The organism is Shigella sp. FC1967, assembly GCF_001743005.1.
Taxonomy (GTDB): Bacteria; Pseudomonadota; Gammaproteobacteria; order Enterobacterales; family Enterobacteriaceae; genus Proteus.
Genome location: NZ_MIIZ01000110.1, coordinates 1 through 10985 on the forward strand (window position 1 = coordinate 1; position 10985 = coordinate 10985).

A 10985-nucleotide genomic window follows, 5' to 3' on the forward strand; every position below is an offset into this window, starting at 1 on the left:
AGCTACACCTTTATACTAAGCAAAGAGTATCGCTTTAAGACTATCTTTTTGTGTAGTGGTATAAATAAAGAAACGTTTTTAACTCTATTTTTTTTAAGATCTAATCCTAGCAATCTATGTTCTATTTTTTTTTATCATTCAGTAAAAACCAATCAAATTAAGATGAGTTTATTGAATATTATTTTAAATAGCAGAATCGCTTCACCTACTCACAGAATAGCAAAAAGGCACTCTATCCTTATTTACTTCTATGCTATCTTTATTAAGTGAATGACGAGTATTCGACATAACGGGAAAAAAGATGGATTTAGAACAATTAAAAAAAAGAATTTCGTGCCGGAAAGAAAATAAAGTACATCTACTTTTGGGGGCACAAAAGTAAAGGTAATGACATCGCAAAAAGTTGCTTTAGCCAATGGTATCCAGCACCTTTTATATTAGATGATGTGCGTTATGCCAGCGCTGAGCACTATATGATGGCTGAAAAAGCAAAGCTATTTAATGATATAGAAGTCAGAAAAAGAATTATTACAACATCTAATCCAGGCTCGGCAAAAGCATTAGGCAGAGAAGTAAAGGGGTTTGACCAAGGTATTTGGGAACAACACCGTATGGATATTGTTATTCGTGCCAATATTGCTAAGTTTTCCCAAAATAAAGAACTTGGTCAATTTCTGATTTCAACAGGCAATCGTGTGCTTGTTGAAGCAAGCCCCGTTGATAAAATATGGGGAGTCGGATTAAGTGAGCAAGACAACGAGATTAACAACCCACTTCTTTGGAATGGATTAAATTTATTAGGCTTTGCTCTAATGGAAGTACGTAGTGCCTTGATTGAAGGTAATCATCAATAGATAAAGAAAACTCAACTGTCACCAATCACTGTTCTTCTTTAACCTAGTGTATATAAGCAGTAGAGATAACTTAAGTATTGACTGAAATAGAAATGGCCACGTAACGACAACCTTGTTGTTATTATAAATAATATTTACAGAATAATTAAGAGACTGATATGTATTATGGTTTTGATATGGGCGGCACAAAAATTGAACTTGCCGTTTTTGATAAAGAACTGACTCAAGTATGGCAAAAACGTGTTCCGACACCTAAAAATGACTATCAAGCATTATTGAATGTTTTTAAGGAACTGACGTTAGAAGCCGACAACGAACTAGGTTATAAAGGGAAAGTGGGTGTGGGTATTCCTGGTATTGTGAATGCCAAAGAAGGAACAGTATTTACCACGAATGTTCCAGCGGCTAAATACAAGCCTATGGTTCACGATCTCGCACATATACTCAATAGACCCGTTAAAGTTGAAAATGATGCGAATTGCTTTGCCTTGTCGGAAGCTTGGGATCCTGAATTTCGTCATTACCCTTCTGTATTAGGTCTTATATTAGGAACAGGAGTCGGTGGCGGTTTTGTTATTGATGGCAAAGTATTATCTGGCAAGAATGGGATTGCAGGTGAAATCGGTCATATGAATCTGAATGTGGATGCAGATAACGTGATTGGTGAAACAATGCCAAAAATTATTTGTGGTTGTGGTAAAAAAGCCTGTTTTGAAACCTATTTATCAGGCCGTGGTTTTGAACGTATGTATAAAGCCTTCAATAATGCCCCACAAAGAGCCGTTGATATTGTTGAGCAATATTATGCAGGCGATAAAAAGACGCAAGAGCATGTTGATCGCTATATGAAAGTCCTTGCGATTTACCTTAGCAACATTCTTACTGTACTTGACCCTCATTTAATTGTTATTGGTGGTGGATTATCACAATTTAATGCACTGTATGAGCTATTACCTGAATATCTCTCACACTGTGTGTACGGAAATACACAAATCCCATTAATAGAAAAAGCACGTCATGGTGATGCAGGTGGCGCTCGTGGAGCTGCTTGCCTTAATTTATTAGATTGATAAATAAAAAAGAGCCTTTCTCTTTTATTAAAGGCTCTTCTATTTATCGCGTATTATCAACGTCATCACACTATTAAGGCTACCATTATGGATAAGGTTTGGTTTAAAAAAAGGCTCACCTTTATTGGTGGATTAACTATCCTATTAATCTTACTTCAACTTATTAACTCACTATTACCGATATCTCTTCTTCAATGGGGGATTATTCCAAGAACCGGTGAAGGTTTAATTGGTATTTTTATCGCCCCATTCATTCATGGATCTTGGTCTCATCTATTTAGTAATCTACTCCCACTTCTGATCCTTAGCTTTTTGTCCATGACACAATCTCTACGAGAATATATATTCTCCAGTATATTTATTATTATCGTAAGTGGTTTATTAGTTTGGATTTTTGGACGAAATGCTATTCACGTTGGTGCAAGTGGATGGATTTTTGGATTATGGTCTTTACTTATAGCTCACGCTTTTACTCGACGTAAAATTATCGATATTATCATTGCACTCTTTGTTTTATTCTATTATGGCTCAATGGCTTACGGATTAATTCCAGGACAATTAGGTGTATCAACAGAAGCACATATTTCAGGTGTCGTTGCAGGGCTACTCTATGCATGGTGCGCAAGAAAATTAATACGCCGTAAAAGTCGAGTAGTAGAAGTGGCTAAATAGCCACTTCTTTATAAAGCGGTTACTTGTGGCCGATTGGCAGTATTGTTCTGCCATACATTTCATTTAATACTTCAGCTATTGCAAGATAAAAAGCACTCGCACCACAAATAATACCTTCAAAACCAGCAATTTTTAAAATCAGCGCATTCCCTGTGATATTTCCTATCGCTAGCAAAGCAAATAAAATTGTCAGGCTTAAAAAGACAAACTGGAGTGCGCTATTGGCTTTTAACGTACCAATAAACATGAAAAAGGTAAAAATTCCCCATAATGCTAAAAACACACCCAAAAAGAGAGGTGTTGTTGGCTCGCTTAATCCCATCACAGGTAATAACCAAATACCTACCAAGGTTACCCAAAAGAAGCCGTAAGAGGTAAATGCAGTGGCACCAAAAGTATTGCCTTTTTTGAACTCAAAAATTCCTGCAATAACTTGAGCAATCCCACCATAAAAGATCCCCATACTCATAATAACTGAAACTACGGGGAAAAAACCGGCATTATGTATGTTCAACAAAATCGTTGTCATACCAAAACCCATTAAACCCAATGGACCCGGATTGGCAATACGTTCGTTAGTCATAAAACCTAAAACCTCTAAAAATAATAGGGGAAAATTAAAAAAAAATTTGAAAGCGCTGGATAATAAGAGGTAATACATCTAAAAACAATGATCCCAAAGGGGATATGTTTGAATAGCCGCCAACACCGATCCTAAGGGGAAATAACTAGTGGATTTAACTTAAAGAAAAGAGGTATTTAGTGATAGATGCTTATATCAACAAAAAAGAATAAAATAAAAAATAAAAGGTCTATAATTTAAAGGGTAATATCAATCAGTTGATATATTAATACTTAAATTTACCTTAAAATGCGGTTTTATACATAGAAATGAAATAAAAATATCACACATTAATTAGTTGAATTATTAACCTATAAGTGAGCTTGTTATGAAAAAAAATATTGGTATTATTAATCGGTAGTACTTTGGCTTTTGCATCTCAAGCAAATACAACACATGAAGTGGGCTTTCAAAGCGCCATTCAAACGCCCACAGAACAAGGTGGATTTAAAGGTCCTTCTATTAGTGAAACAACGGTTGCTAAAGTAAAAGATCTTTCTGATGACACTTGGGTTATCTTAACAGGCAAAATTACGAAGAAAATCGGTGATGAGCTATATGTTTTTGAAGATAGCACCGGTGGTATCAACGTAGATATTGATAATAAAAGATGGCGCGGGCAAACAGTCACACCTGAGAATACCGTCAGAATTGAAGGTAAAGTTGATAAAGAGTGGACAAATACTGAGATCGACGTAAAACAAATTACGATTATCAAGTAATTACTATCAATCAAATAATTTGTCTTTAAAATAAGCATTACTTGGTTATTAAAAAAGCTAATATATTGAAATATATTAGCTTTTTTTATTTTTACTTTTTTATGTTTTAGTTTAATCAATAAAATTGGATCCTTTATACAAATTTATCCGCTTTAACCTCAAGTTACGTTTAGGTTTATAGTTATAACCAGTTAAAGCACAGTCACTCTTCGCAAGAGGTGATTTAACTCATAAGATACCCTCATTCCTAACAACTCTACGTTTTACCCTGTTTTCTCCATTTTAAGCCTGCTATGCAGGCTTTTTTTCTTCTTATATTAAGTCATATTCTCGAAAAATATCAAAATAGGATAAACAAAGTATTATTTATACCTTTGTTTTCTATATATATTTTTTTACAAAACTCTACGTCTTTATACCCTAATTAATTTGACCTTCCTGTAGGGGGAAAGATTATTGTTTCGCCTATCAACTTAATGAAAGGAATGAACAATGAAAAAAATTATTACTGCCTTCTCTCATTGCAATCTCTATGTTTACAAGTACAGCTCATGCTTCTGATCATAAGACTGTTGAGATTTATAAAACAGAGAATTGTGGATGCTGTACTTTATGGGCTGATGGTGTAAAAGAAGCTGGCTTTAACGTTAAAGTAAATATTGTTTCAGAAACACAATTAATGGAAAAATATCAACAAGCAGGTGTCCCAAATAATTTATTAAGCTGCCACTTTGCAACTTATCAAGGTAAAGATTTAGTAGGACATATCCCTGTTGATAGCCTAAAAAATATTGACTTAGTCGACAAATCTAAATCCGGCATTGCTGTTGCTGGAATGCCGGCGGGTAGTTTAGGCATGTACGCAGGTGATTACAAAGAGCCTTACCAGGTTATCGCCTTTGATAAATCAGGTAGCCAATCCCTATTTAAGTCTTACAACTAGTTCTTTTTCCTACTTAATTTTATTCTTACTATATAGCGATATATCTCTCCGATAGTGCTATTTTTCTCTGCCTGTTATCAAATTCCAGGCAGAGTTTTATTTTTTTTATCGTAAATAATGTAGGTACAATAGGGTTTATAGGAGACGACTTTAAAAAAAAACATACAAATTAATCCTAAAACAACAAACCACATAATAATTTGAAATCCATCAATAAAAGAAGCCACATGCGACTCCCTTATTATCAAAGAGCTAACATGCTGAATATTAACTAGAAAATCCCCAGATAATTTCTGTTCTCCTGTTTGAATATAACCTCTCAATGAATTTTGATGCGTATCATAAGATATTCGCAAATAGGTATTCATTAAAGCTCCAGCTAGGGCTGGCATTAATACTCTCGCTATCGAAATATAAGCACCGAGATGTAGCGCCTCACTCGGTTTAATATTTGTGACAAATGAAGCAATCAAACCAATTAATAAAATACACTCTCCAATAGCTTGTGCCATGATTAATAAAAAGAAATCATCAGCTCGCCACTGATACGTGATTTGATGCCCAATCAAACAAGCAATCCCAATAATTGCGATCCCTATCATCATCACTAATCTAGGCTCTAATCGACGAGCAATCATAATGGCAAAAGGGCTAAAAAGGAGATAAATAATAAAAGCCATATTAGTCACTTCGCCTATTTGTTGTGCTTTTAAACCCGCAACAATGCTCAAAAATGAAGATACAAACAGAGAGTTTGGCAACATCAAAAAACCATATAAACAAGCAATAACAAAACAAATTCTTAAATTATGATTGGCAAACCAATTTAAATAACCAAAGCTTTTACTATAAATTGATGCCCTAATAATAAAAATGAGCATTAAAACACTACTACCAAGTAAACAAGAAATAATGAGCCCTGAATCCCCCCATCCTAGTAATTCACCTTGCACAACACCAACATATAACAAAATCAAACCTAAGCATTTTAGTGTCATTCCTCCCCAATCGCTTTGTGCCAGTAATTCTTTATTGATAGAAGATATGGGCATTCCTCTCCAAGCAAAAAATATAATAGCTAGAGCAAATAGCATTGAAATCCAATAAAGCCAGCGCCAATTGAGAATTTCAATCACAGAACCTGAAATCGCTACCCCTGCATCCATTCCAACAGAAACACGTAGACTATAAGCCGCCATAACGATTAACCAAACACTAGGGTTTAAGCTTCTTAATGCCAAAGAAATTGTCATAGGCAAATAAACACCTAAGCAAAAACCAATCAAAAAATGCAATATTAATAAAAAAAGGTAGCCCAATAAATTCGCCAAAAAGAAGAAACTAAAATACAGCAGAAAAAAAAGTAATACACTTGAACCAATAAGTATTTTTTCCGCACCATAGATAACCATAAACCAAGGTACTAATGTCATACTCATTAACTGAGCTGCATTAATAACGACGTTTAACCAAGAACCTTGTAAAATATCTAAGCCAAATATGCCACGTATATCAGCTAAAGAAATCGAGAACATACGAAGAAAAAGCGTAGATAAAATAGCCCCTAAAAAAACAGAAAATACAATATATAAAGGCCGACTTTCTTGTACGCTAGATAAACATTTAAGCCTCATCATCAATCGCCTTTATAGATAAACTTTCTGTGTCTATTTTTACTTGCACGGACATGCCTGCACGCAATTTAGCTAATAACTTATTGTTATTATCGAAAGTGATATAAACAGGAATACGTTGTACGACTTTAGTAAAATTACCACTTGGCATTATCTGCTGGAATAAGAGCTGATTCACCACTACTTTGAGCGCCAATATAACGAACTTTTCCTTTGAATATTTCATTAGGAAACGCATCTATTTTTATAGTAACAAGCTGATCTGGAAGCACTCTTTTTATCTGCGTTTCTTTTAAATTAGCAATAATATAGATACGATCCAAAGGTGTTAGCGTCACAATTTCTGTACCCGATGTGACCAAACTTCCTATATTGACCTTTATTTTATTTAACTGTGCATCAAAAGGCGCTTTAATCGTTGTATAAGTCAGTTCCGTTTCAGTCTGTTGATACTGAGTTTGAGCTATATTTTTTTCTGTTAAACGAATTTGTTCTTGTGCTTTCAATAATACTAATGATTGCTGAGCTTGTTCCCATTCATGTTTAGATGCATCTTGTAATTTGATTAGACGTTGTAAATCAGATTGTGCATCAAGATAATTTTGTTGAGTAATAGCACCACTCTTAATTAACTCTTTTCGTAATAAAGGATTGCGCTTTGCTTGCGCAACATCAATCATTGTAGCTTCATAACGATTACGTAATATGTCTATATTAAGCTCAACAGCTTTTATCTCTTCTTTTAAATTATCAAATTGTAATTGTGCTTTTTTTTAATTCTGCAATAGCCACTTCTTTATTCAGTAATTGTTCATCATTATTAATACTAGCTATCACTTCATTCTGCTTAACTATTTGATAATCTTCTTTTTTTATTTCAGAAATAAATCCAGTTACACGAGACTTTAAAATAGTGGGATCTGTTTTAACATAGGCATTATCAGTTGTTTGATAACGGGCATCACTCCACCATTTGTCCCAATCTAATGTCGCTACAACAATAAAAATGATGACAAAAATAACAGCAATCCAAGGCGTATAACTCATGATAAATTGCATTATTCTTTCTTTTTTTAATGGTTTATTTTCCATTTATCCCCCTAAATAGTACTTTTTTACTTAATCAAACCACCAATCTAACATTGTTAGTCTTAGGAAATATGTTAAACTAACATTGTTAGATAGAAAAGAGGAAATGAGAATTATTTATGAAAAGCCCTAAAATTGATCGGTTAAAAATCCTAGATACTGCTATTTCATTACTAGAATCAGAAGGTATTGAAGGTTTAACCATGCGCAAACTTGCGGATGCTTTACAAATAAAAGCGGCCTCTCTTTATTGGCATTTCGATAATAAACAGACATTAATTGAAGGTATCGCCGACAGAATCGTGAGTGATGTTGCGATCAATTTTGAATTGAAACATCATTGGCAAAAAGATTGTAAGCAGCTTGCTTATGATTTAAGAAATGCATTTTTACGCCATAGAGATGGTGCTAGGGTCTTTGCGGGTACTTATGTGATCTCTGAAAATGTCTTACGCATTAATAATACTTTTATTAGTGCCATTATGCAGTCTGGTGCATCTGCTGAATTAGCGAGCAAAATGACAATGACTTTACTCTACTTTATTTTAGGTTGCTGTATAGAACAGCAATCTGTCATGCTCATTGAAAAAGAAGAGATAACCCATAAAAGAGAAGCATTTAAACAGTTAGTTCAAGATAAATTTCCACAAACTTGGCAAGCAAGAGATATTCTTTTTGCTGATGATTTTGCCCATCGTTTTGATTTTGGATTAGAACAACTTATTTTAGGGTTTCAACATCAAATTAATTAGAATTGAAAAAATAGCCGCTTATTATATGCGGCTATTTTATTTTATAAATCAGACAGGGCCATAGCTAATAGCGGTTGCGATACCAATCGCCGCCATACCAATCACGGTCCAAACCATCAAGATAGGGAAAACAAATTTAACCCAACGAGTCCAAGGCACTTTTCCTACGGCCAATACCGCCATTAATACGCCAGATGTTGGTGTAATTATGTTAGTAAATCCATCGCCTAATTTAAGGATCAAGACACCAGTTTGGCGAGTGAGATCCAAGATATCTAAGATAGGTACCATAATTGGCATCACTATAGAAGCTTGTCCGGTTCCTGATGTTACCAATAAATTAAATAATAAATTAAATAAATAAAGTAACTGTGCTCCCCAAAAATGAGAGGTTTGCTGTAATGGAACGAGTGTGGCTTGAACAATAGAATCCAATACACGACCTTCATCTAAAATAACAATCACAGCTCTTGCAATACCGACGACCAATGCACCATAAACTAAGGACTGAGCGCCTTTCATAAAGGTTTTTATATAGTCATTAGGGGAAATTTTAAACATCGCCGCAACCACAACACTCATCATAATAAAGATGGCAGATAAGTGCTCAATTCCCCCATTTATACTCAAATGCACCGTATAAAAACAATCCAATAAATGCAATAAAGACCACAAGACTCAATTTCTGTATTAAAGAGAAAGTACCGTCCACGGTTTGATCTTTGTTAGCATCATAATCAGGATCATCTGTTGCTAGTCCATACATATAACTTTTAGCTGGATTATTCGCGATACGTCTTGCATACCAAACAATATAAGCAATAGTGACCACAATCAGAACTGAGAATAATACAATTCTAAAAATCACACCTGAAAATAAAGGCACTTCAGCTAAAGTTTGTGCTGTACCTAAAATAGTAGGATCTAAAACACCGACTGCATTTCCTGCATAATATCCTAGGTAAACAACAGCAACTCCCGTTATGGCATCTAATTTCATCGAACGCGAAAGGGCTATTCCTATTGGAATAAAAGCAATAACCGCATTTGCAGCCAATCCTAATGATGAAAGCATTCCAAATATAAATGCAACGGTAATAATCAGTGCTTGATAATTACCTTTTGTTTTGACAATTAACGCATTGATCCCTGAATCAATAGCGCGCGTTCTATCATAAATAGCAATCGCACCACCAATCATAAAGATCAGAAAAATAATACTCGCTGACTGCTTCAATCCCACAGGAATGGCATAAAAAACATCCATTAATGATGCAGGGTTTTGGTCAACATAACCAAAACTACCCGGTACAACACGATTTAGTCCATTTACTGTTTCGCGTTCATAAGTGCCTGCAGGAATTAAATAAGTTGCAATAGCGGCTAAGATAACGATGCCAAAAATAATAATAAAAGCATCAGGCATAGCCCATTTTATTTTTTTATTCTTATCCATACATTCACCTTATTGAGACAAGCGCTTTAAAATATTGGCAAATAGCACCGTTCTTTCGGTTAATGAAGGCAAATCAATATATTCTTTATCGCTGTGTTGATATCCCCCAATAGGGCCTAAACCATCTACACTAGGTGTGCCAACCCCTGCTGTAAACGAAGCATCAGAGCCACCACCTGTTGAAATATCTTCAATATCAAGACCAAGTAGACGAGCTTGCTCTTTGATGATGTCAATTAATGCACTACTTTCAGGTGTTTTAACCATAGGAGGGCGATTAATACCACCATTAAGTGTAAGCTTAATTCCTTCTAATACAGGTTTGCTGCATATTTCTCTTACAAGTTTATCAATTTCAACACCTTGCTCATCGGTTGAAATACGAACGTCAATCTCAGCACGCGCATTAGGTGCGACGGTATTAACGGATGTACCACCAGAAATCAATCCTACGTTGACAGAAAGGCCGTCATCATGACGAGAAAGTGCGTGTAATGCTTGGATTTTATAAGAGAGCTCTTGAATAGCGCTAATTCCCGCTTCTGGTGCAATACCAGAGTGAGATGCTTTACCTTCAATTAAAAGCTCATAAGTTCCCACACCTCGACGCGCACTCACAATCGCTCCATTAGCACGAGCTGGCTCCATCACTAAGGCATAGGATTTATTTTTGGCATACTGTTCAATCAGACCACGAGAAGTTTTTGAGCCAATTTCTTCATCACAATTTAAGAAGATTTCAACATTTTTATAAGCATTATTACCTGATTGCATAAGTGCATTGATAGCATAATAAGTCAGAACATGGCTGGCTTTCATATCAATAACACCAGGGCCATAAGCACGAGTATCTTCGATACTAAATGGGCGTTCTGCCACTGTTCCTTTAGGAAAAACAGTATCAAGATGAGCAGCTATGAAAATCTGTGGATCTTTGGCTTCTTTATGAACTAAGCGATAATTATTGCCCAGTTTTTCATTATTAAAAACCTCAACAATAAAGCCTAATTGCTCATAACGTTGAATCAGTAAATTAGCAACAGCATCAACGCCCTCTTTATCATAAGATCCGCTTTCTGTGTTCACTAATTCTTTTAAAAATTCAACCATTTCATTGTATTGTGAATTAATTGTGTTTTGCATTTCTCTTACCTCTTGTAATTATAATTTG

Annotated in this window: 12 protein-coding genes and 1 pseudogene; 6 read left to right on the forward strand and 7 right to left on the reverse strand. The window is 34.9% G+C overall.

Annotated features, from left to right (window positions below):
- The first annotated feature begins 392 nt into the window (after positions 1 to 392).
- The 3 genes from BHE89_RS00860 (at position 393) to BHE89_RS00870 (ending at position 2596) form a co-directional block, all read left to right on the forward strand.
- Positions 393 to 854 carry an NADAR family protein gene (locus BHE89_RS00860; RefSeq protein WP_286145804.1) on the forward strand — a complete coding sequence of 154 codons (462 nt, stop codon included), beginning with the start codon at positions 393 to 395 and terminating at the stop codon, positions 852 to 854.
- Positions 855 to 1012: 158 nt separating this feature from the next.
- On the forward strand, positions 1013 to 1924 hold the full coding sequence (nagK, locus tag BHE89_RS00865) for an N-acetylglucosamine kinase (RefSeq protein WP_069367390.1): 912 nt from the start codon (positions 1013 to 1015) through the stop codon (positions 1922 to 1924).
- A gap of 87 nt (positions 1925 to 2011) precedes the next feature.
- Positions 2012 to 2596: a rhomboid family intramembrane serine protease gene (locus tag BHE89_RS00870; protein WP_069367391.1), complete on the forward strand. Its 585-nt coding sequence runs from the start codon at positions 2012 to 2014 to the stop codon at positions 2594 to 2596.
- Between the two features lie 19 nt (positions 2597 to 2615).
- Here the strand turns inward: BHE89_RS00870 and satP are convergent, their stop codons facing one another.
- Positions 2616 to 3179, reverse strand: a complete 564-nt coding sequence (satP, locus tag BHE89_RS00875; protein WP_069367412.1) for an acetate uptake transporter — start codon at positions 3177 to 3179, stop codon at positions 2616 to 2618.
- 377 nt (positions 3180 to 3556) lie between these two features.
- Between satP and BHE89_RS00880 the strand changes: the two genes are divergently transcribed.
- Positions 3557 to 3940, forward strand: a complete 384-nt coding sequence (locus BHE89_RS00880; RefSeq protein ID WP_128860264.1) for a YgiW/YdeI family stress tolerance OB fold protein — start codon at positions 3557 to 3559, stop codon at positions 3938 to 3940.
- A 532-nt stretch (positions 3941 to 4472) separates the two neighbouring features.
- Positions 4473 to 4883, forward strand: coding sequence for a DUF411 domain-containing protein (locus tag BHE89_RS00885; RefSeq protein ID WP_128860265.1), 411 nt, complete (start codon positions 4473 to 4475; stop codon positions 4881 to 4883).
- Between the two features lie 77 nt (positions 4884 to 4960).
- On the opposite strand, the gene BHE89_RS00890 is transcribed toward BHE89_RS00885, so the two are convergent.
- The 4 genes from BHE89_RS00890 to BHE89_RS24600 all read right to left on the reverse strand — a co-directional run bounded on the left by BHE89_RS00890 (position 4961) and on the right by BHE89_RS24600 (position 7609).
- Positions 4961 to 6322, reverse strand: a complete 1362-nt coding sequence (locus tag BHE89_RS00890) for an MFS transporter (RefSeq protein ID WP_286145798.1) — start codon at positions 6320 to 6322, stop codon at positions 4961 to 4963.
- 184 nt (positions 6323 to 6506) lie between these two features.
- Complete coding sequence (locus tag BHE89_RS24590) at positions 6507 to 6668, reverse strand: hypothetical protein (protein WP_286145799.1); 162 nt, start codon at positions 6666 to 6668, stop codon at positions 6507 to 6509.
- On the reverse strand, positions 6655 to 7197 hold the full coding sequence (locus tag BHE89_RS24595; protein WP_286145800.1) for an HlyD family secretion protein: 543 nt from the start codon (positions 7195 to 7197) through the stop codon (positions 6655 to 6657). Before BHE89_RS24595 ends, BHE89_RS24590 begins: the two co-directional genes overlap by 14 nt.
- Before the next feature lie 70 nt (positions 7198 to 7267).
- Positions 7268 to 7609, reverse strand: a complete 342-nt coding sequence (locus BHE89_RS24600) for an HlyD family secretion protein (protein WP_286145801.1) — start codon at positions 7607 to 7609, stop codon at positions 7268 to 7270.
- A 116-nt stretch (positions 7610 to 7725) separates the two neighbouring features.
- Here BHE89_RS24600 and BHE89_RS00900 point away from each other — a divergent pair, with 116 nt between their 5' ends.
- Entirely contained in the window at positions 7726 to 8358 is a 633-nt protein-coding gene (locus BHE89_RS00900; protein WP_069367395.1) for a TetR/AcrR family transcriptional regulator C-terminal domain-containing protein, read from the forward strand.
- Positions 8359 to 8406: 48 nt separating this feature from the next.
- On the opposite strand, the pseudogene BHE89_RS26760 reads toward BHE89_RS00900, so the two are convergent.
- Together BHE89_RS26760 and BHE89_RS00910 are read right to left on the reverse strand one after the other, a co-directional pair.
- A pseudogene (locus BHE89_RS26760) lies at positions 8407 to 9814 on the reverse strand (YfcC family protein).
- Positions 9815 to 9823: 9 nt separating this feature from the next.
- Positions 9824 to 10957 carry a M20 family metallopeptidase gene (locus BHE89_RS00910; protein WP_069367397.1) on the reverse strand — a complete coding sequence of 378 codons (1134 nt, stop codon included), beginning with the start codon at positions 10955 to 10957 and terminating at the stop codon, positions 9824 to 9826.
- Positions 10958 to 10985: the final 28 nt, after the last annotated feature.